This is a genomic window from Kitasatospora sp. NPDC091335, from assembly GCF_044757205.1.
In the GTDB taxonomy this organism is placed as follows: domain Bacteria; phylum Actinomycetota; class Actinomycetes; order Streptomycetales; family Streptomycetaceae; genus Kitasatospora.
The window spans coordinates 284,189-303,215 of the sequence record NZ_JBIVUM010000007.1; the positions used below are offsets into that span (position 1 = coordinate 284,189).

A 19,027-nucleotide genomic window follows, 5' to 3' on the forward strand; every position below is an offset into this window, starting at 1 on the left:
AGTAATGAAATCTGTGCAAGGGCACCTGAAAAGTCCTACTGTGTGGCAACTCTCATCGCTCCACCCACCCCGGAGCCCCCACCCACAGAGAGATCGTTCATGGCTTCCCTCAACCAGATCTCGCCGCCCGACCAGGGCACCGACTCCTCATCCGGAACCCCGCACCGCTCACTGCGCCGCCACGTCGGCCTCATCGGCCTCATGTGGGCCTCGGTCGGCTCGATCATCGGCTCCGGCTGGCTGTTCGGTGCGAAGGAGGGCGTGATGGCGGCCGGCCCGGCCGCCGTCGTGTCCTGGGGCATCGGCACGGTCGCGATCGTGCTGCTCGCGCTCGTGCACGCCGAGCTCGGCAGCATGTTCCCGGTCTCGGGCGGTACCGCGCGGTACCCGCACTACGCCTTCGGCGGCCTGGCCGGCATGTCCTTCGGCTGGTTCTCCTGGCTCCAGGCGGCGACCGTCGCGCCGATCGAGGTCGAGGCGATGATCGGCTACGCCCGGCACTGGTCCTGGGCAGGCGGCCTGCTCAACGACAACAACACCCTCACCGCCAGCGGCTTCGCCGTCTCCACCGTGCTCATGGCGGTGTTCGTCGCGGTGAACTTCCTGGGGGTGCGCGTCCTGGCCCGCACCAACAACATCGCCACCTGGCTGAAGATCTTCGTCCCACTGCTCACGATCTTCGTGCTGGCCCTGACCAACTTCCACGGCTCCAACTTCACCTCGCACGGCTTCGCGCCGTTCGGCGCCCAGGGTGTGCTCGCGGCGATCAGCACCAGCGGCATCATCTTCGCCCTGCTCGGCTTCGAGCAGGCCATCCAGCTCGCCGGTGAGAGCCGCAACCCTAAGCGCGACATCCCCCGGGCCGTGCTCGGTTCGGTCGCCATCGGCAGCCTGATCTACACCCTGCTCCAGGTCGTCTTCATCGGCGCGCTGCCCGTCAGCTCCTTCGCCAACGGCTGGGACAAGCTCGACTTCCCCGGCATCGACGGCCCCTTCGCCGGCCTCGCCACCGTGGTCGGCCTCGGCTGGCTGGCCTGGGTGCTCTACATGGACGCCGTGATCTCTCCCGGCGGCAGCGGACTGATCTACACCACCTCGACCTCGCGCATCTCCTACGGCCTGAGCCGCAACGGCTACGCCCCGCAGCGGTTCGAGGAGCTGGACAAGAACGGCGTGCCGTGGTTCGGCCTGGTCATCGCCTTCGTCACCGGTGTGATCTGCTTCCTGCCCTTCCCGAGCTGGCAGGAACTGGTCGGCTTCATCACCTCCGCCAGCGTGCTGATGTACGCCGGTGCCCCGCTGGCCTTCGGCGCGATGCGCCGCCGGCTGCCCGGGCACGAGCGTCCCTACCGGCTGCCGCTGGGCGAGCTGATCTCCCCGGCCGCGTTCGTGGTCTCCAGCCTGATCATCTACTGGTCCGGCTGGCACACCCTCTCCCGGCTGGGCATCGCGATCGTGCTCGGCTACCTCCTGCTCGGCAGCTACGCCGCGTACGCGATCAGGAAGGGGCTGCCGAACGCGCCCCGGCTGAGCTGGAAGTCCGCCCAGTGGCTGCCGCCCTACCTGGTCGGACTGGGCCTGATCTCCTGGCAGGGCAGCTTCGGCGACGGCACCGGCAACATCCCGATGTGGGTCGACATGGCTCTGGTCGCGGTGTTCTCGCTGGTCATCTACTACTGGGCGATCCGGGTGGCGCTGCCGACCGAGGCGATCGAGCAGGAGATCGCCGACGTCGAGGTGGTCGACGAGGGCGGCCACTGAGCACCGACGACCGACAGGAGGGGCCCGCCGGGCGTGCGACCGGCGGGCCCCTCCGCGTTCCCCGGGGCTACAGGCTCAGCAGCGTCCGCAGCGCCGTCGTGAGTTCGGCCTCCGCGTCCTGCGGCGGGCCCGGCGAGCGCCACGCGACGAAGCCGTCCGGGCGGACCAGCACGGCGCCCTCGGGGCCGACGCCGTGCAGCGCGGCGAAGTCCGCGCCGGGCTCGGGAGCCAGGTCGTCCTCGGCCCCGTCGCCGATCCGGTAGCCGTCCAGCGGGACGGCCAGCCGGTCGGCCGCGCGCCGGGCCCCCGCCTGCCAGGCACCGCCCTCGGGACCGGTGAGCAGCACCATCGCCTGCTCGTACAGGTCCAGCGCGGAGAGCCGCACGCCGGCACGCAGCAGCCACTGGTGCGGGGCGCGGCTGCCCGGCTCGCCCGCCGACTCGAACCGCTCGGGGACGACCGGCGCGGTCCGGTCCGCCCCGATCACCGCGCCCACCGGGTAGCGGTAGCCGAGCGCCACCGCCAGCACCCCGGTCTGCCGCCCGACGCCGGGCACCACCGTGTAGCCCGGGTGGCTGTGCTCGGCGGAGCGGGCCGAGGCGCGCTCACTGGTCACCTCGGCGACCGGGCGGCGCTCCTGCCCGTACGTCTCCAGCAGCCCGGGCCCGGCCCAGCCGCACAGCACCGCGGAGATCTTCCAGGCCAGGTTGTGGGCGTCCTGGATGCCGGTGTTGGAACCGAACGCCCCGGTCGGGGACATCTCGTGGGCGGAGTCCCCGGCGAGGAACACCCGCCCGGCGCCGTACCGCTCGGCCACCCGCTCGGCGGCGTGCCAGGGGGCCCGGCCGGTGACCTCGACGTCCAGCTCCGGCAGGCCGACGGCGGTGCGGATGTGCCGCTCGCAGCGCTCGTCGGTGAAGGCCTCCAGCGGCTCGCCCTGCTCGGGGTGCCAGGGCGCGTGGAAGACCCACTCCTCCTGGTTGTCCACCGGCAGCAGCGCGCCGTCCGCCTCCGGATTGGTGAGGTAGCAGGCGATGAAGTGCCGGTCGCCGACCACCTCGGCCAGCCGCTTCGCCCTGAACGTGATGCTGACGTTGTGGAACAGCTCGCCCCTGCCGCTCCGGCCGATGCCCAGGTGCTCGCGGACCGGGCTGCGCGGGCCGTCCGCGGCGATCAGGAACTCCGAGCGCACCACCCGCTGCTCGCCGGTCTCCCGGCTGCGCAGCACCGAGGTGACGCCGTCCGCGTCCTGCTCGAAGGAGACCAGCTCGGTGCCGAACCGCAGCTCGGCGTCGAGTTCGCGGGCGGCGCGCCGCAGCACCGGCTCCAGGTCGTTCTGGCTGCACAGGCACCAGGCGCTGGGGCTGAAGCGGGCCAGCCGGCCGCCCGGGTCGATGTCCCGGAACAGCCACTCCTGCTCGGCGCCGGTCAGCGAGGGGGCCTGGAGGATGCCGTGGTTCGGGGCGAGGATCGAGGCCGCCTCGCGGATCGCCGGCTCGATCCCCGCCACCCGGTACAGCTCCATGGTGCGGACGTTGTTGCCGCGCCCGCGCGGGTGGTGCGACGTGTCGGCGTGCTTCTCGACCAGCAGGTGTCCGACCCCGAGCCGACCGAGGAAGAGCGAGGCCGACAGCCCGACCAGCGAGCCGCCCACGATCAGGACCGGCACCCGGTCCTCAACCTTCGGATTCATCAATTGCTCCGCCCTGTCAGGGGATTCCGCGGCCCGGCGACTGGGCCCGGCGCCGCCCTCGACGGGCCCGCCCAGCCGGGGGCCCCGCTCTTCCATCCCCCGCCCGAGGGGGACCGTGGCGCCCCTTCCCCCGGATGGCCCGCAAATCTCGCGCCGCGCCCGCCGCGCCGCCCACGATCGACCTCAGGCCTGGCGCCGACCGCCCGGCCGACCCGCCGTCGCACCGCCTCCCAGGCCGGGGAGCACCCGCCGGGCACGGCCGAACGGCCCGCAGCGTGCGGCCCAGAGCAGAAAGTGGATCATGACAACTCTGTCCGAACCCCAGCCGAAGCAGCAGGACGAGGCCGACAGCCGGCTGCGGGTGGTGCTGATGCTGGAGATCCAGGACGGCGCCCAGCAGCGCTTCCTCGACGTGTACGAGCAGCTGCGCCACCAGGTGGCCTCGGTCCCCGGCCACGTCAGCGACCAGCTCTGCCAGTCGATCAACGACCCGCGCCAGTGGCTGATCACCAGCGAGTGGCGGGACCAGGAGACCTTCCTGGAGTGGGTGGACAGCCCGGCCCACCGGGAGATGGTCAAGCCGATGCACGGCTGCGTCAGCGACAACTTCCGCTCGCTGCGCTACACCGTGCTGCGCGAGACCTCGGCGGCGGGCTCGACCGGCACCCGGGCCCCGATGGAGGTGCCGCCCGGCCTGCCGCGCACCGCGCCCGCCGGGCACATCGGCCCGCCCAAGGCCGCACCGGGCCCGGACGGCGTGGTCCGCCACGCGCTGACCTTCACCGTCAAGCCGGGCAGCGAGCCAGAGGTGGCCCGCATCCTCTCCGGCTACGCCTCCCCCCGGGCCGAGGTGGACGAGCACACCCGGCTGCGCCGCACCTCGCTGTTCATGCTCGGCAACCGGGTGGTCCGGGCCGTCGAGGTGGTCGGCAACCTCGGCGACGCGCTGCGCCACGTGGCGATGCAGCCCGAGGTGCGGGCCGTCGAGGAGGCGCTCAACCCGCACCTGGAGGAGGCCCGCCTGCTGGGCGACCCGCAGGCCGCCCGGGCGTTCTTCGCCAAGGCCGCGCTGCCCGCCCGGCACCAGGCGATCGCCAGCTCCCCCGCCTCCGCCCGGCTGCACCGGCACGCCGTGCTCTACCCCGTCCGGCCGGGCCGGGGACAGGCCGTGGCCGAACTGCTCGCCGAGCACGACAACCTGGCCACCGCCGACCCGACCGGGCCGGTCGCGGCGGCCACCGTCTTCCACCGCGAGGACGTGGTGGTGCGCCTGGTCGACCTGCGGGTGCCGGCCGAGGCGGACCCGGCGGCCGCCCTCGGCGTGGCCGACGACCGGCAGGCCGCCGTGCTCGCCGGGCTGCTCGACCTCGGCCCGCACGGTGACCTGCGCACGGCCGCGGGGCTCGGCGCCTTCCTCGCCGCCCGCGCCATGAACCCCGTCACCGACCGCAGTTCCGCCGACCCGATCAACAACTGACGCTGCGTCACTTCGCTGCCGCGTCACCGCCGCGGCGGCTCCCCCGGAGGTAGACCACCATGACCACGCAGTACCCACGGATCGTCAGCGTCCACGAGGCACCGGAGAACCGCCGCCACGGCGCCGAGCTGCGCACCATGCTCACCCCGACCAGCTGCGGTGCGACCAGCGGCTTCATGGGCCTGGCGATCGTCAGGCCCGGCGAACGGATCGGCGAGCACTACCACCCGTACTCCGAGGAGTTCGTGTTCGTCGTCTGCGGCGAGCTGGAGGTGGACCTGGACGGGAAGCCCCACCCGCTCAAGCCCGACCAGGGCCTGATGATCCCGATCGACATGCGCCACCGCTTCCGCAACGTCGGCGACACCGAGGCCCGGATGGTCTTCCACCTCGGCCCGCTCGCCCCGCGCCCCGACCTCGGCCACGTGAGCACCGAGGGGACCGCGGCGTCCGGGCCTCCGGAACACGCCAAGGTGGGCTCGTGACCCGGCGCGTCGCCGTCACCGGGATCGGTGTGGTCGCGCCCGGCGGGGTCGGCGTCCCGGCGTTCTGGGAGCTGCTCACGGCCGGCCGCACCGCGACCCGGGGCATCACACTCTTCGACCCCACCGGGTTCCGCTCCCGGATCGCCGCCGAGGTCGACTTCGACCCGGCGGCCCACGGGCTGGGCCCCGAGGACGTCCGACGGGCCGACCGCTACGTGCAGTTCGCGATGGCCGCGGCCGACGAGGCGATCACCGACGCCGGCCTGGACCTGGCCGCCGAGGACCCGTGGCGGATCGCCGTCTCGCTCGGCACCGCCGTCGGCGGCACCACCCGGCTGGAGCACGACTACGCCCTGGTGAGCGCGGCCGGCGCGCGCTGGGACGTGGACCACCGGCAGGCCGAGCCGCAGCTGCACCGGGCCTTCGCGCCCAGCACGCTGGCCTCCGCGGTGGCCGAGCGGACCGGCGCGCACGGCCCGGTGCAGACCGTCTCCACCGGCTGCACCTCGGGGCTGGACGCGATCGGCTACGGCTTCCAGGCCGTCGAGGAGGGACGCGCCGACATCTGCGTCGCCGGCGCCTCCGACTCCCCGATCTCGCCGATCACCGTCGCCTGCTTCGACGCCATCAAGGCGACCAGCGAGCGCAACGACGACCCGCGGCACGCCTCCCGCCCCTTCGACGCCGACCGGGACGGCTTCGTACTCGGCGAGGGCGGCGCCGTCCTGGTGCTGGAGGAACTGGAGCACGCCCGCCGCCGCGGCGCCAGGATCTACGGCGAGATCGGCGGCTTCGCCACCTTCGGCAACGCCTACCACATGACCGGCCTCACCAAGGAGGGGCTGGAGATGTCCCGGGCGATCGACGAGGCGCTCGCCCACGCCCGGGTGGACCGCACCGCGGTGGACTACGTCAACGCGCACGGCTCGGGGACCAAGCAGAACGACCGGCACGAGACCGCCGCGGTCAAGCGCTCGCTGGGCGGGCACGCCTTCAGGACGCCGATGAGCTCGATCAAGTCGATGGTCGGGCACTCGCTGGGCGCGATCGGCGCCATCGAGGTCGTCGCCTGCACCCTGGCGCTCACCCACGGCGTCGTGCCGCCGACCGCCAACTACGAGACTCCGGACCCGGAGTGCGACCTCGACTACGTGCCGCGCACCGCGCGCGAGCTGCCGCTGAGCCACATCCTCTCGGTCGGCAGCGGATTCGGCGGATTCCAGTCCGCCGTCGTGCTCAACAGAACGGGGTGAGTTCCATGACGTCACGTCAGCAGGGCCGCCGGGCGGTGGTCACCGGCCTCGGCGTGGTGGCGCCGAACGGGGTCGGGGCCGACGCCTTCTGGAAGGCCACCAGGCAGGGCGTGAGCGTCCTCGACCGGATATCCCGCGAGGGCTGCACCGAGCTGCCGCTGCGGATCGCGGGCCAGGTCGACGGGTTCGATCCGCGGTCGGTGATCGACAACCGCTTCCTGGTGCAGACCGACCGTTTCACGCACTACGCGATGGCCGCCGCCGACCTGGCGGTGACGGACGCCGGCTTCCGGCCCGACCCCGAACAGCCCTTCGCGGTCGGCGTGGTGACCGCGGCCGGCTCCGGCGGCGGCGAGTTCGGCCAGCGCGAGCTCCAGCAACTCTGGGGCCAGGGACCGAAGTTCGTCGGCCCATACCAGTCCATCGCCTGGTTCTACGCGGCCAGCACGGGACAGATCTCGATCCGCGGCGGCTACAAGGGCCCGTGCGGGGTGGTCGCCGGCGACGAGGCCGGCGGGCTGGACGCCCTCGCGCACGCCGCCCGGGCGATCGAGCGCGGCACCGACGCGGTGGTGGCCGGCGCCGCCGAGGCCCCGCTGGCGCCGTACTCGATGGTCTGCCAGCTCGGCTACCCGGAACTCAGCCTGGCCGACAGCGCCGAGCGGGCGTACCTGCCGTTCACCCGGCAGGCCTGCGGCTTCTCCCCCGCCGAGGGCGGCGCGATGCTGCTGCTGGAGGACGAGGAGGCGGCCCGCCGGCGCGGCGCCCGCGTCCGGGCGCGGCTGGTCGGGCACGGCGCCACCTTCACCGGGGCCTCCCGCTGGGAGGAGTCCAGGGAGGGGCTGGCCGCCGCGATCCGGATCGCGCTGGACGAGGCCCGCATCGCGGCCGAGGAGGTCGACGTGGTCTTCGCGGACGCCCTGGGCGTGCCGGCCGCCGACCGGGCCGAGGCCCTGGCGCTGGCCGACGCGCTCGGCCCGGCCGCCGAACGGGTCCCGGTCACCGCGCCCAAGACCGGTACGGGGCGGGCCTACTGCGGCGCCCCGGTGCTCGACGTGACCGCCGCCGTGCTGGCCATGGAGGACGGCGTGCTGCCGCCCACCCCCAACGTCACCGAGGTCTGCCACGACCTCGCCCTGGTGACCGGCCGCGCCCGTCCGGCCGAGCTGAACACCGCGCTGGTGCTCAGCCGCGGGCTGATGGGCTCCAACTCCGCGCTGGTGCTCCGGCGCGCGCGGCCCTGACCCACCGGCCGCGAACCACCGGCCGTGAACCACCCCGTCACACCTCCGAAGGGACACCCCGTGAGCAACACCCTCAGCTATCCGGACCTCGCCGACCTGCTCCAGGCCCGGGCCGGGGTCACCGTCGACCCGGACGACCTGGCGGAGCCGGGCGCGGAGTTCGACACGTTCGGCATCGACTCGCTCGGCCTGCTCGGCGTGGTCGGCGAACTGGAGAACCGGCACGGCCTCAAGGTCACCTCGGGCGCCGAGTCGGCCAAGACCCCGGCCGAGTTCCTGGAGCTGGTCAACTCCTCCCTCGCCACGAAGGCCGGTGCCTGAGATGCCCGGACACACCGACAACGAGATCGTCATCGCCGCCCCGCTCGACCTGGTCTGGGAGACGACCAACGACCTGGAGAACTGGCCGCAGCTGTTCAGCGAGTACGCCTCGGTGGAGGTGCTGGACCGCCAGGGCAGCCTGGTGCGGTTCCGGCTCACCATGCACCCTGACGACAACGGCCAGGTGTGGAGCTGGGTCTCCGAGCGGGAGCCCGACCGGGACACGCTCTCGGTGCGCGCCCGCCGGGTCGAGCCCGGACCGTTCGAGTTCATGGAGATCCGCTGGGAGTACGCGGAGGTGCCGGCCGGCACCAGGATGCGCTGGATCCAGGACTTCGCGATGAAGCCGACCGCCCCGGTCGACGACAAGGGGATGACCGCCCACATCGACCGGAACTCGAAGGTCCAGATGCAGCTGATCCGGGAGAAGGTAGAGAAGCGGGCGGCGGAGCTGTGACCGGCGCGCACCGGGCGCTGATCGTCGCCCGGATGAAGCCCGGGGCCGCGCCGGGCATCGCCGAGGTGTTCGCCGAGTCCGACCAGGGCGAGCTGCCGCACCTGATCGGGGTCACCGGTCGCAGCCTCTTCCAGTTCGGCGACGTCTACCTGCACCTGATCGAGGCCGACCGACCGCCGGGACCGGCCGTCGCCAAGGTCCTCGGGCACCCCGAGTTCCGGACCGTCAGCGACCGCCTCACCGCGTACGTACAGGCGTACGACCCGGCCACCTGGCGGGAGCCGAAGGACGCGATGGCGCGGGAGTTCTACCGCTGGGACCGCTGATCCGGCGCTCCCCGACGGGCCCGCCCCCGGCCGTGTGCCGGGGGCGGGCCCGGGTGCGTCCTGACCGGCCCGCCGACGGCGGGATTCACCCGGTCGGCCGGGCGATCCGGGTGAACACGCCCGGGACTCCACCCGAAGGGCCCACGCTCCGTACCGGCGCTGCCACACTCCGGTGGCAGTCGGCCGCACGGTGGATGACGGTGGATCAGGCGCACCCCCCGCGAGTCCCCTTGCCCGGCACCGTGTCGGCAGTCGCGGTCCTGCGCGCCGGAAGGATCATCCTCATGCGTTCTGCACGCACGCTGCTCGCCGGGGCGGCCGTCGCCGCCGTGCTCACCGTCGGCACCCCCATCGCCTTCGCCGACGGGGCCGCCGACCAGGGCAAGAACCTGACCTGGCAGGAGAAGCAGGACAAGACCGAGAAGACCTCCGACAACTCCAAGGGCACCGACGACAAGAGGAGCGGTGCCGCCTCCGACGAGCACAAGGGCACCGAGGCCAAGGGCACCGAAGCCAAGGGCAGCGACGAGCACAAGGGCACCGAAGCCAAGGAAGAGGACCACAAGACCCCGCACGGCGGCGTGCACACCGGTGGCGGCGGCCTGGCGCTGTCCGGCAGCGGGCTCGCCTCCGGCGCGGTGCTGCTGCTCGGCGGCCTCGGCGCGGGCGCGTACGCCCTGCGCCGCGGACGCCGTTCCTCCGGCGCGGTCGCCTGACGCCGGTCACCCTGCTTCCGCCGCCTCCGGGCGCCTCCCCGCACGGGGCGGGCGCACCGGGGGCGGCGGGCCGTCGTGGAACCGGTCGAGCGGAGGACAGGAATGACGGACGGTCCCGCCCCTGGAATGCCCCGGCTGCTGCGCGCGGGGATGGGCGCGGCAGCGGTCGGGCTGCTGCTGATCTACAACTCGGTGGACACCGGGTCGGACGCGGACGGGTCGCAGGACCGGGCCGCTCCCCCGGCCGCCGCCGCACCCGCCGTCCCCGGGCCTTCGGGCGCCGCCGACGCGGGCCCGGCACCGGCCGCCGCACCGCAGTCGCCGGCGCTCGGCCGGGCCAAGCCGACCCGGCTGCGGATCCCGCAGATCGCCGTGGACGCGCCGTTCACCGAACTGGCCCTCAACCCGGCCGGACAGCTCGACGCGCCGCCGCCGGACGACAAGAACCTGGTCGGCTGGTACCGGGACGGCGTCACCCCCGGGGAGCGCGGCAGCGCGGTCGTCGCCGGGCACGTGGACACCAGCAAGGGCCCGGCGGTGTTCCTGCTGCTGAGCCTGCTGCTGCCGGGCAACAAGGTCGAGGTGAGCCGCGCGGACGGCACGGTCGCGGTGTTCACGGTCGACTCGGTGGAGACCTTCGCCAAGGACGCCTTCCCCGACGGGAAGGTGTACGGCAGGACGCCGGACGCCCAGCTGCGGCTGATCACCTGCGGCGGCACGTACGACAAGAAGCGGCGCGACTACCTGGACAACGTCGTGGTCTTCGCCCACCTGGAGTCCTCGCACCCGGGCTGATCCGGCCTCGCCCCCGGTGTGGACGCGCGCGGCCGCCGGCCCCCGTACGTCGGGGCCGGCGGCCGTCCGTGCGTACGGCGGCGGCTCAGCCGCTCACGATGGCCTCGAAGGCGTGCAGGTACGGGTTGACCGGGCGGACCGCGGTGACCGTCAGCCCGGCCTCCGCCATCAGCCCGGCCATGCTCTCCTCGGAGTGCTTGGCACCGCCCACGTTGAGCATCAGCATCAGGTCCATGGCGGTGGTGAAGCGCATCGACGGGCTGTTGTCGACCAGGTTCTCCACCACCACGACGCGGGCGCCGGAGCCGGCCGCCTTCACCACGTTGGCGAGGGTGCGGCGGGTGCTGTCGTCGTCCCACTCCAGGATGTTCTTGATGATGTAGAGGTCGGCGCGGACCGGGATCTCCACCCGGCAGTCGCCCGGCACCAGACGGGCCCGGGCGGAGAAGGCGCCGCCGTCCCGGAGCCTGGGATCGGCGCCGGCCACCACCTTGGGCAGGTCGAGCAGGGTGCCGTGCAGCGCCGGGTGCTTCTCCAGCAGGCTGGCCAGGACGTGGCCCTGGCCGCCGCCGATGTCCGCCACCGAGTCGATGCCGGTGAGGTCCAGGTACTCGGCGAAGTCCACGGCGGACTGCCGGCTGGAGGTGGTCATCGCCTTGTCGAAGACCTTCGCCGAGTCGCCCGCGTCGCTGTGCAGGTAGTCGAAGAACTCCTTGCCGAACAGCTCGGGGAAGACGTTGCGGCCGGAGCGGACCGCCTCGTCCAGCCGCGGCCAGGCCTCCCAGGTCCACGGCTCGGTGCACCAAAGGGAGATGTAGCGCAGCGAGTTGGGGGCGTCCTCGCGCAGCAGGCGGGACATCTCGGTGTGCTCGAAGCGGTCCTCGCCGGTCTCCGCGAAGATCCCGTAGCAGGCGAGCGCGCGCAGCAGGCGGCGCAGTTGGCGGGGCTCGGTGTCGAGCGTGGCGGCGAGTTCGGTGACGGTGGCCGGGGTGTCGCCGAGCGCGTCGGCGGCACCGAGCCGGGCGGCCGCGCGGACGGCGGCGGCGCAGGCGGCGCCGAAGACGAGCTCGCGCAGGCGCATCGCGGCCTGGGGAGTGGTGTGGGCGGGTGCGGTGGTCATGGCTGGGCTCCTCGGGTCCTGGGGGTTCCTGGGCGGCGGGCGGCGCGGGGGCGGCCGACGACGCGGGGACCGCGGGCGGCGCGGGGCGCGGGCAGCGCGGGGCGGCGAGCGGCGCGGGGCGGCGAGCGGCGCGGGAGGGCCGGGGTTCAGCAGCGGCCGGCCGGTTCGGAGCGCTCGCAGGTGTTGCGGGCGAAGGTGTTGTCGGCGCCGGCGTCGCGGTCGGCGAGGTCCGCCGGGCCGTTGCCGCTCAGGTGGTTGTCGGTGACCACGGCGCGGGCGTTCGAGACGCCGACGACGCTCCTGAAGAGGACGATGCCGCCGGAGAAGTCGGAGCTGCCCGTGTTGTCGCGCACCTCGTTGCCGGTCACCCGGGCGTCCTCGGTGCCGGTGAGCACGATGCCGGCGCCCTGGATGGCGCCCAGACGCGGGTTGGCCGGGCAGAACCTGTTGTTGCCGAGGACGGTGTTGCGCCGTACGTCGAGGTCCCCGGCGCGCGGCGTACCCTCGTCGCCGACCACGAAGACCCCGGCGCAGTTGCCGCTGATCCCGTTGTCCTGGACGGCCAGCCCGCGCAGCCGGCGGACGGTGACGCCGACCCGGTTGCCGGTCAGCTCGTTGCCCTCGACCAGGGTGCCGCCGGCGTCGGGCGCGCCGCCCTCGCGGTAGGCGTAGTTGGCGAGGAAGACGCCGGACTGGCCGTTGTCGGCCGAGCGGTTGCCGCGGATGACGGCCCGGGTGGACATCTCCTGGCTGATGCCCTGCTGGGCGTTGTCGTGGACGTAGGTGCGGCTGACGGTCAGGCCGGTGGAGCCACTGGCGTCGATGCCGTTCTTCCGGAAACCGGTGACGGCGAGGCTCTCGATCGTGACGCCCGGCAGCGGCTGCTCCTCGGTGCCGGCCACGCAGATGCCGTGCCCTGCGGTGGCACAGGCGTTCTCGGTGCCGTCCCCCGGGGCGATCACGCTGTCGGCGCCGGCGCCGCGCAGGGTGAGGCCCGGGGTGGTGATGCGGACGCTGCCCCGGTAGGTGCCGACGAACAGCTGGACGGTGTCGCCGGGCCCGGCGGCGTCGACGACCTGCTGGATCGACTGGCCGGGCTGGACGAAGCGCAGCTGGCCGCCGAGGTCGGCGTGGGCCGCGGGGGCGGCGACCAGCGCGGTGAGGACGGTGGTCAGGGCGGTGGCGGCGGCGGTGGCCGCGGCGAGGTGGTGGACCCGTCGCGTGGGCATGTGTGGTGACCTGTCTCTTTCGGCGCGCGCGGTGTTCGTGCTGGTGTCGGGGTCTCCCGCACGGTCCGGCGGTGTGGGCTGACGCGCTGTGCGCGGGCGGTGACGGCCGGTGGGTGCGGCCGTGTCGACGGTACGGTCGGCCGGGTGGGCCCGCCACCAGGGCTGGGCTGCGGGACTGACGGGGCGTCGACCGGGCGTGGGACGGTCCGGCGTGGCGCGGGGAGGGGCGCTCGGGCGTGGCGTCCGACCGGTGGCCGGGCGTGGCGCGGGCCGCGGTGGGTGGCGGGGGCGGATGTGACGGCGCGCCCGACCGCGGGTGCGGTCGGGCGCGCCGGGTGCGGCTCGGCGGTCCGGCTCAGGCCGCGGCCGGCGCCTGTGCCGCGGACTGCGGCCCGAGGCGGACGGGCAGCGCGGCGAGGTGCCAGGCCGCCGGGTTCGGGCCGCGCTCCACGGCCTCCGGGCCGACCGCGAGGGCCAGCCGCGGGTACGTCCGCAGCAGCACGCCGAAGGCGACCACCGCCTGCTGGTGCGCCAGCGCCGCGCCGAGGCAGCGGTGGGTGCCGTGGCCGAAGCCGAGGTGCGCCTCGTGGTGCCCCGGCCGGTCCGGCGTGCCCGCCCGGCAGACGTCCAGGCGCTCCGGCTCGGCGTAGGCCCGCGGGTCGTGGTTGGCCCCGGCCAGGATCGGCATCACCGCCTCGCCCCTGCGGATCAGGGTGCCGGCCAGGGTGAGGTCCTCGGTGGCGTAGCGCGGCACCCCGCCGATGGTCGGGCCGCACCAGCGCATCAGCTCGTCGACGGCGGCGGGCAGCAGACCCGGATCGGTGCGGACCGTCGCCAGCTGGTCGGGGTGGGCCAGCAGCGCGGCCGTGCCGTTGCCGATCAGGGTGGCGGTGGTCTCGTGGCCGGCCACGATCAGGTTGAGGATCAGCGAGACGGTCTCCACCGGGGCGAGGGAGTCGCCCTCCGCGGCGGCCAGCCGGGAGAGCAGGTCCTCGGCCGGTTCGGCGCGGCGGAGTCCGATCAGCTCGCGGGCGGCGGCCACCATCGCGCGCAGCGCCCCGTCCAGGCCGGGCCCGGCGCCGCGGCCGAGGTAGGAGCTCCAGGTGCGCCACTGCGGGCGGTCGGCCTCGGGGATGCCGAGCAGTTCGCAGATCACGGTGACGGGCAGCGGGTAGGCGAAGTGCGCGACCAGGTCGACCACACCGTCCGGGCCGGCGTGCTCGGGCAGCGCCCTGGCGTACTCCTCGGCGAGCCGCTCGATCCGGGGCCGCAGGCGCTCCACCGCGCCGGCCGTGAAGGCGGGGTGGACCAGGCCGCGCATCCGGCGGTGCCGGGCGCCGTCCGCGCCGAAGACGCCGGCCCGCAGGTACTGGGCGCACTCGGGCGGCATGCCGCGGGCGCGCCAGACCTGCTCGGTGCGGTGCGCGGGGACGGGCGCGGCGGTCTCCTCCGTCGTGCCGGCGGTGTCCTGGGCGGGGCTGACGGTGGTGGCGGTGACGGTGTCCTCGGCGGGGCCGGTGGCGGTGGCGGGGCCGCCGACGGCGTTCACGTCGTTGACGAAGCGCGGGTCGGAGAGCACGGTGCGGACGTCCTGGTAGCGGACGGCGATCCAGAACGGGTCCACGCCGGGGATGGTGGCGCGGGCGAGCGGGGCGCGCTCGCGCAGGTCGGCGAAGGCGGCGAAGGGGTCGCGGATCAGGTGTTCGGCACGCAGGTCGACGGTCTCGATCGGCTCGGCGGTGGTCACGGCTGCCTCCTTGAGGGGAGCGGAGTCCATCTGGTCACGGATCGTGACGGATTCGGGTGGCGGGCTCACCGGCTTCCGGGCCCGATTCACTCGATCGAGCACAGTGGGTCGTTTCCCCGGGCCCCCGGGAGCCGCGCCTCCGGGCCCCCCTCTCCGGCCCCCTCTCCGGCCCGCGCGAGGACTCGGGCCGGACGCGTGACATGCTCGGAGCCATGACCACCGCGCCCGTACCGCCCGTCGCCGACCTCCGCAACCCGATCGGCGCCCATGTGCCGGTGGCCGCCCGCGGGCTGGCCGGCACGGGTCTGGCGTACGCGCGCCGGGTCGGCGCGGAGACGGTGCAGGTGTTCGTGGCCAACCCGCGCGGCTGGGCCACTCCCCCGGGCAACCCGGCCCAGGACGAGGAGTTCCGCACCACCTGCGCCGACCAGGGCATCCCGGCCTGGGTGCACGCCCCGTACCTGATCAACTTCGGCTCGGACAACCCGGCCACCCGCGAGCGCTCGGCCGACTCGCTGCGGCACTCGCTGCACCGCGGCCACGCCATCGGCGCGCTCGGCGTCGTCCTGCACACCGGCTCGGCGGTCGGCACGGCCCCCGGTGGCGGCTCGCGGCGGGCCGAGGCGATGGCGCAGGTCCGGGCGGACGTCCGGCCGCTGCTGGACGAGCTGGACGCGCTGGACGACGACGCGCCGTGGCTGCTGCTGGAGCCGACCGCGGGCCAGGGCAGCTCGCTCTGCTCGCGGCTGGAGGAGCTGGCCGAGTACGTGGAGGCACTGGGCCATCACCCGAAGGTGGGAGTCTGCCTGGACACCTGCCACGCCTTCGCCGCCGGGCACGACCTGGCGGAGCCCGGTGGGGTGACGGCCGCGCTGGACGCCCTGGCCGCCGCGGCCGGTCCCGGCCGACTGCGGCTGATCCACGCCAACGACTCCGAGGACGTGGTCGGCGCCCGCAAGGACCGGCACGCCAACATCGGTGCCGGGATGATCGGCGCCGAGCCGTTCCGCGAGCTGTTCGAGCACCCGGAGACGGCCGGGGTGCCGCTGCTGGTGGAGACCCCGGACCGCAAGCACGGCGGGGACGGCACCGGGCACGCGATGGACATCACGGTGCTGAAGGAGCTGCGGGAGCGGGCCGCCGTCCGGGTCTGAGGCCGCGGGCGGCGGCGCCCGCCGGCACCTCGGCGGGCGAGCACCCACCGCCGGACAGCCGGGAGCCCGGGGGCCGACGGACGGCCTCCGGGCTCGGGGTACGGAGGGTCAGCAGCCGCAGTCGCTCTCGCCGTGCTCGGCGTAGTTGAACCAGTCGGCGTGCGGGCCGAACAGGCCGACGCCCGCGGAGCCGGACTGCAGGCTCTGCCCCTCCGACTGCGACGGAGTGGAGCCCCCCGCCATGGCCGAGGTCGGGACCGCCACCACGGCACCGGCCACGGCGACGATCACGGCGAGCTTGCGGATCTTCCCACGAAGCGACATCTGATGTCCTTTTGGTTCGTCTCTGGTCCTCAACCCGCGCCCCCGACCAGCCGGTCCGGCCGCCCGACGGGGCTGGGCGGCGCCCCACCGGGGAGGCGCCGCGCCCACGTTTGCACACGAACGCGCGGCTTCGGGCACGCGCCGCAACCGGGCTGAGGCATTCGGGTGAGGCAACTCCCCCGGCCGGACGAATCCGGGCGTACACCCGTGAATCAGGTCGAACGGCCGGACGGGGGGCGCCGGACGAGTGCCCGTCCGGCCGCCCGGCGACCGCAGGTCTTGCGGTGACAGAGCGGGCGAACTGAACAAATCCCGTCGATTTGGTGCACGGGACGGCCCGGTCCGAGCATGAACGGTCGCTCCATGGCACTCCACCGAGCGCGAGCAGCACCACGAAAGGCGCACCACCCTCATGCAGACCAGTCCCGCCGCACCCCGGCAGGCGACCCGCCCGAGCGGCCCGGAGACCCCGGGGCCGGCCGGCTCCCCACCTGCCGGTCCCGCGCAGACCGGTCCCGCACCGGCCGGCCTCGCACAGACCGGCTCCGCGCAGGCCAGCTCCGCACCGGCCGGTCCGACGCCGGAGCGGAGCGGCCGCCGTTTCGGGCCGGCGACCGCCACCGCCCTGGTGATGGGCAACATCATCGGCGGCGGCATCTTCATGATCCCGGCCGCGGTGGCGCCGTTCGGGACGGTCAGCCTGCTCGCCTTCGTGGTGCTCACCGTGGGCGCGATCGCGCTGGCCCTGGTCTTCGGGCAGCTGGCCCGCCGCAGCCCGCGCACCGGCGGACCGTACGTCTACGCCCGCGAGGCCTTCGGGGACTTCGCCGGCTTCCTGTCCGCCTGGTCGTACTGGATCACCACCTGGGTCAGCAACGCCGCGCTCGCCGTGGCCGCCGTCGGGTACCTGAACGTGCTGCTGCCGATGCACGGCTCCGTCCCGCTGGAGATCGCCGCCGCGCTGGCCTTCCAGTGGCTGCCGGCGCTGGCCAACCTGGCCGGCAGCCGGTACGTCGGGGCGGTCCAACTCGTCTCGACCGTGCTGAAGTTCGTGCCGCTGCTGCTGGTCTCGGTGGGCGGTCTGTTCTTCTTCGACCCGAAGAACCTCGGGCCCTTCGACGGCACCGGCCAGGGCTGGGCGGGCGGAATGTCCGCCGCCGCCGCGATCCTCCTGTTCAGCTACCTGGGCGTGGAGTCGGCCGCGATGAGCGCCGGCCAGGTCCGCGACCCGGAGCGCAACGTCGGCCGGGCCAGCGTGCTCGGCACCACCGGTGCGGCGGTGGTCTACCTGCTCGGTACGGTCGCGGTGTTCGGCACCGTCGCGCACGACCGGCTGGTGCACTCCACCGCACCGTTCTCGGACGCCGTGGACGCCATGTTCGGCGGCACCTGGGGCGGCACGGTGATCGCCGTCGCCGCGCTGGTCTCGATGACCGGCGCCCTCAACGGCTGGACCCTGCTCTCCGCCCAGGCCCCGTACGCGGCCGCCAAGGACGGCCTGTTCCCGGCGGCCTTCGGCAAGGAGCGGCGCGGGGTGCCGGTCTTCGGCGTGCTGGTCGGCGTCTCGCTGGCCTCGGCGCTGACCGTGCTCAACTTCGCCAGCGGCGCGAAGGGCGCCTTCGACATGCTGGTGCTGGTCACCACGTTCACGGCCACCGTCCCCTACCTGCTCTCCACCGCCGCCCAGCTGTACTGGCTGGTGCGCGGGGCCGGCGAGAAGGTCGACCGCGGGCGGCTGGTGCGCGACGCCGTCCTCGGCCTGGGCGCCTTCGGCTTCTCGCTCTGGCTGCTCGCGGGGGCCGGCTACGCCGCCGTCTACCAGGGCGTCCTGTTCCTGTTCGCGGGCATCCTGGTCTACGTCTGGATGGCGGGCCGCCGCCGCGACTGAACCCCCGGCGACAGCCGGGCACTCCGGCACGGGACCGGCGAAACCCCGCCCGACTCCGCCGAACCCCCGTGAAACCAGGCAAAAACCGTGAAGCCCCGTGACGTGCGCCGGACTTGTCCGGTGCACGTCCGATGTGCACGAGGATTTCACCTCCCGGGTCTACCCGCGTAGGTGACGGGCTCGACACACTGACGCACGCAACTCAGCAGTTCATCCGATCTGATGATGGAGCGTCCGCCATGGCCCCCACCACGCCCCTGCGCCGATTCCTGTCCTGCATACCGGCCGCCGCCGCCCTCGCCACCGCGACCGTCGTCGCGGCCGGCGCCCCCGCCCAGGCCGCCCTGCCGACCCCGATCTCCGCGGCCACCGCGCGGAGCTACCTCGCCGCGATGCCCGCCACCGCGGAGACCCACGGGGACACCTACGACCGGACCCTGTTCCCGGCCTGGATCACCATCAGCGGCACCTGCGACACCCGCGAGTGGATCGTCAAGCGGGACGGCAGCAACGTCGCCACCGACACCTCCTGCAAGGCCACCAGCGGCAGCTGGTCCTCGGCGTACGACGGCGTCACCACCACCAACGCCTCCTCCTTCGACGTGGACCACCTGGTGCCGCTCTCCGAGGCCTGGGCCTCGGGCGCCTGGTCCTGGACCACCGCCCAGCGCCAGGCCTTCGCCAACGACGTCACCCGCCCCCAGCTGCTGCTGGTCTCCGCGAGCAGCAACCGCTCCAAGGGCGACCGCGACCCGGCCGAGTGGCTCCCCCAGGCCTCCTACCGCTGCACCTACGCCCGGGCCTGGGTGCAGGTGAAGCAGCACTACGGCCTGAGCGTGGACAGCGCCGAGAAGAGCGCGCTCGGCGGCATCCTCAACGGCTGCTGAGCCCACCGCCCCTGCGGCCCGGCGCTCACCCCGCGCCGGGCCGCAGTACCGGGCCTGGTCGTACCGCTCTGGGCCTTGCCGTACCGCACCGGGCCTTGCCGCGCCGGGCCATGCCGTGCAGTGCCCGCACCGGGCCGTGCGCACCGCACC

At 74.2% G+C, this 19,027-nt stretch carries 18 protein-coding genes; 13 read left to right on the top strand and 5 right to left on the bottom strand.

Features of this window, described 5'->3' with window-relative positions:
* Positions 1-99 precede the first annotated feature (99 nt).
* The gene (locus ACIQOW_RS17785; RefSeq protein ID WP_401085617.1) at positions 100-1,761 is read left to right on the top strand and encodes an APC family permease; all 1,662 of its coding nucleotides are present in this window, start codon (positions 100-102) and stop codon (positions 1,759-1,761) included.
* Between the two features lie 67 nt (positions 1,762-1,828).
* On the opposite strand, the gene ACIQOW_RS17790 is transcribed toward ACIQOW_RS17785, so the two are convergent.
* Positions 1,829-3,550, bottom strand: coding sequence for an FAD-dependent oxidoreductase (locus ACIQOW_RS17790; RefSeq protein WP_401085620.1), 1,722 nt, complete (start codon positions 3,548-3,550; stop codon positions 1,829-1,831).
* A 205-nt stretch (positions 3,551-3,755) separates the two neighbouring features.
* Between ACIQOW_RS17790 and ACIQOW_RS17795 the strand changes: the two genes are divergently transcribed.
* From ACIQOW_RS17795 to ACIQOW_RS17835, 9 genes are all read left to right on the top strand, one after another.
* Entirely contained in the window at positions 3,756-4,931 is a 1,176-nt protein-coding gene (locus ACIQOW_RS17795) for a SchA/CurD-like domain-containing protein (RefSeq protein ID WP_401085623.1), read from the top strand.
* 59 nt (positions 4,932-4,990) lie between these two features.
* Positions 4,991-5,416, top strand: coding sequence for a cupin domain-containing protein (locus tag ACIQOW_RS17800; protein WP_188297143.1), 426 nt, complete (start codon positions 4,991-4,993; stop codon positions 5,414-5,416).
* Positions 5,413-6,669 carry a beta-ketoacyl-[acyl-carrier-protein] synthase family protein gene (locus ACIQOW_RS17805; RefSeq protein ID WP_401085627.1) on the top strand — a complete coding sequence of 419 codons (1,257 nt, stop codon included), beginning with the start codon at positions 5,413-5,415 and terminating at the stop codon, positions 6,667-6,669. The genes ACIQOW_RS17800 and ACIQOW_RS17805 overlap by 4 nt, the downstream gene beginning before the upstream one ends.
* A gap of 5 nt (positions 6,670-6,674) precedes the next feature.
* Positions 6,675-7,913, top strand: coding sequence for a beta-ketoacyl synthase N-terminal-like domain-containing protein (locus ACIQOW_RS17810; protein WP_401085630.1), 1,239 nt, complete (start codon positions 6,675-6,677; stop codon positions 7,911-7,913).
* A 60-nt stretch (positions 7,914-7,973) separates the two neighbouring features.
* Positions 7,974-8,234: a phosphopantetheine-binding protein gene (locus tag ACIQOW_RS17815; protein WP_188297140.1), complete on the top strand. Its 261-nt coding sequence runs from the start codon at positions 7,974-7,976 to the stop codon at positions 8,232-8,234.
* A gap of 1 nt (position 8,235) precedes the next feature.
* Positions 8,236-8,691, top strand: coding sequence for an SRPBCC family protein (locus ACIQOW_RS17820; RefSeq protein WP_401085632.1), 456 nt, complete (start codon positions 8,236-8,238; stop codon positions 8,689-8,691).
* The gene (locus ACIQOW_RS17825; protein ID WP_401085634.1) at positions 8,688-9,017 is read left to right on the top strand and encodes a TcmI family type II polyketide cyclase; all 330 of its coding nucleotides are present in this window, start codon (positions 8,688-8,690) and stop codon (positions 9,015-9,017) included. Before ACIQOW_RS17820 ends, ACIQOW_RS17825 begins: the two co-directional genes overlap by 4 nt.
* 284 nt (positions 9,018-9,301) lie before the next feature.
* Positions 9,302-9,733, top strand: a complete 432-nt coding sequence (locus ACIQOW_RS17830; RefSeq protein ID WP_401085636.1) for a hypothetical protein — start codon at positions 9,302-9,304, stop codon at positions 9,731-9,733.
* 102 nt (positions 9,734-9,835) lie between these two features.
* On the top strand, positions 9,836-10,528 hold the full coding sequence (locus ACIQOW_RS17835) for a class F sortase (protein ID WP_401085639.1): 693 nt from the start codon (positions 9,836-9,838) through the stop codon (positions 10,526-10,528).
* An 85-nt stretch (positions 10,529-10,613) separates the two neighbouring features.
* Here ACIQOW_RS17835 and ACIQOW_RS17840 read toward each other — a convergent pair whose 3' ends face one another.
* The 3 genes from ACIQOW_RS17840 to ACIQOW_RS17850 form a co-directional block, all read right to left on the bottom strand.
* A complete protein-coding gene (locus ACIQOW_RS17840) occupies positions 10,614-11,648 on the bottom strand; it encodes a methyltransferase (RefSeq protein ID WP_401085641.1) in 1,035 nt (344 codons plus the stop codon).
* A 146-nt stretch (positions 11,649-11,794) separates the two neighbouring features.
* Positions 11,795-12,877 (bottom strand): nitrous oxide reductase family maturation protein NosD, encoded by a 1,083-nt coding sequence (locus ACIQOW_RS17845; RefSeq protein ID WP_401085644.1) that lies wholly within the window; start codon positions 12,875-12,877, stop codon positions 11,795-11,797.
* A 355-nt stretch (positions 12,878-13,232) separates the two neighbouring features.
* A complete protein-coding gene (locus tag ACIQOW_RS17850) occupies positions 13,233-14,624 on the bottom strand; it encodes a cytochrome P450 (protein ID WP_401085647.1) in 1,392 nt (463 codons plus the stop codon).
* Between the two features lie 212 nt (positions 14,625-14,836).
* Between ACIQOW_RS17850 and ACIQOW_RS17855 the strand changes: the two genes are divergently transcribed.
* Positions 14,837-15,778: a deoxyribonuclease IV gene (locus tag ACIQOW_RS17855; protein ID WP_401085650.1), complete on the top strand. Its 942-nt coding sequence runs from the start codon at positions 14,837-14,839 to the stop codon at positions 15,776-15,778.
* A 108-nt stretch (positions 15,779-15,886) separates the two neighbouring features.
* Here the strand turns inward: ACIQOW_RS17855 and ACIQOW_RS17860 are convergent, their stop codons facing one another.
* Entirely contained in the window at positions 15,887-16,102 is a 216-nt protein-coding gene (locus ACIQOW_RS17860; RefSeq protein ID WP_188297673.1) for a hypothetical protein, read from the bottom strand.
* A gap of 412 nt (positions 16,103-16,514) precedes the next feature.
* On the opposite strand from ACIQOW_RS17860, the gene ACIQOW_RS17865 reads away from it, so the two are divergent.
* Together ACIQOW_RS17865 and ACIQOW_RS17870 are read left to right on the top strand one after the other, a co-directional pair.
* Positions 16,515-17,990, top strand: a complete 1,476-nt coding sequence (locus ACIQOW_RS17865) for an amino acid permease (RefSeq protein ID WP_401085653.1) — start codon at positions 16,515-16,517, stop codon at positions 17,988-17,990.
* Positions 17,991-18,229: 239 nt separating this feature from the next.
* On the top strand, positions 18,230-18,877 hold the full coding sequence (locus ACIQOW_RS17870) for an HNH endonuclease family protein (RefSeq protein ID WP_401085656.1): 648 nt from the start codon (positions 18,230-18,232) through the stop codon (positions 18,875-18,877).
* Positions 18,878-19,027: the final 150 nt, after the last annotated feature.

What these genes read in the sequence shown, in the direction of transcription:
- ACIQOW_RS17785 (WP_401085617.1), top strand. Translation starts at nt 100, where the DNA reads ATGGCTTCCCTCAACCAGATCTCGCCGCCCGACCAGGGCACCGACTCC.
- ACIQOW_RS17790 (WP_401085620.1), bottom strand. Translation starts at nt 3,550, where the DNA reads ATGGAAGAGCGGGGCCCCCGGCTGGGCGGGCCCGTCGAGGGCGGCGCC.
- ACIQOW_RS17795 (WP_401085623.1), top strand. Translation starts at nt 3,756, where the DNA reads ATGACAACTCTGTCCGAACCCCAGCCGAAGCAGCAGGACGAGGCCGAC.
- ACIQOW_RS17800 (WP_188297143.1), top strand. Translation starts at nt 4,991, where the DNA reads ATGACCACGCAGTACCCACGGATCGTCAGCGTCCACGAGGCACCGGAG.
- ACIQOW_RS17810 (WP_401085630.1), top strand. Translation starts at nt 6,675, where the DNA reads ATGACGTCACGTCAGCAGGGCCGCCGGGCGGTGGTCACCGGCCTCGGC.
- ACIQOW_RS17820 (WP_401085632.1), top strand. Translation starts at nt 8,236, where the DNA reads ATGCCCGGACACACCGACAACGAGATCGTCATCGCCGCCCCGCTCGAC.
- ACIQOW_RS17830 (WP_401085636.1), top strand. Translation starts at nt 9,302, where the DNA reads ATGCGTTCTGCACGCACGCTGCTCGCCGGGGCGGCCGTCGCCGCCGTG.
- ACIQOW_RS17835 (WP_401085639.1), top strand. Translation starts at nt 9,836, where the DNA reads ATGACGGACGGTCCCGCCCCTGGAATGCCCCGGCTGCTGCGCGCGGGG.
- ACIQOW_RS17840 (WP_401085641.1), bottom strand. Translation starts at nt 11,648, where the DNA reads ATGACCACCGCACCCGCCCACACCACTCCCCAGGCCGCGATGCGCCTG.
- ACIQOW_RS17845 (WP_401085644.1), bottom strand. Translation starts at nt 12,877, where the DNA reads ATGCCCACGCGACGGGTCCACCACCTCGCCGCGGCCACCGCCGCCGCC.
- ACIQOW_RS17855 (WP_401085650.1), top strand. Translation starts at nt 14,837, where the DNA reads ATGACCACCGCGCCCGTACCGCCCGTCGCCGACCTCCGCAACCCGATC.
- ACIQOW_RS17860 (WP_188297673.1), bottom strand. Translation starts at nt 16,102, where the DNA reads ATGTCGCTTCGTGGGAAGATCCGCAAGCTCGCCGTGATCGTCGCCGTG.
- ACIQOW_RS17865 (WP_401085653.1), top strand. Translation starts at nt 16,515, where the DNA reads ATGCAGACCAGTCCCGCCGCACCCCGGCAGGCGACCCGCCCGAGCGGC.
- ACIQOW_RS17870 (WP_401085656.1), top strand. Translation starts at nt 18,230, where the DNA reads ATGGCCCCCACCACGCCCCTGCGCCGATTCCTGTCCTGCATACCGGCC.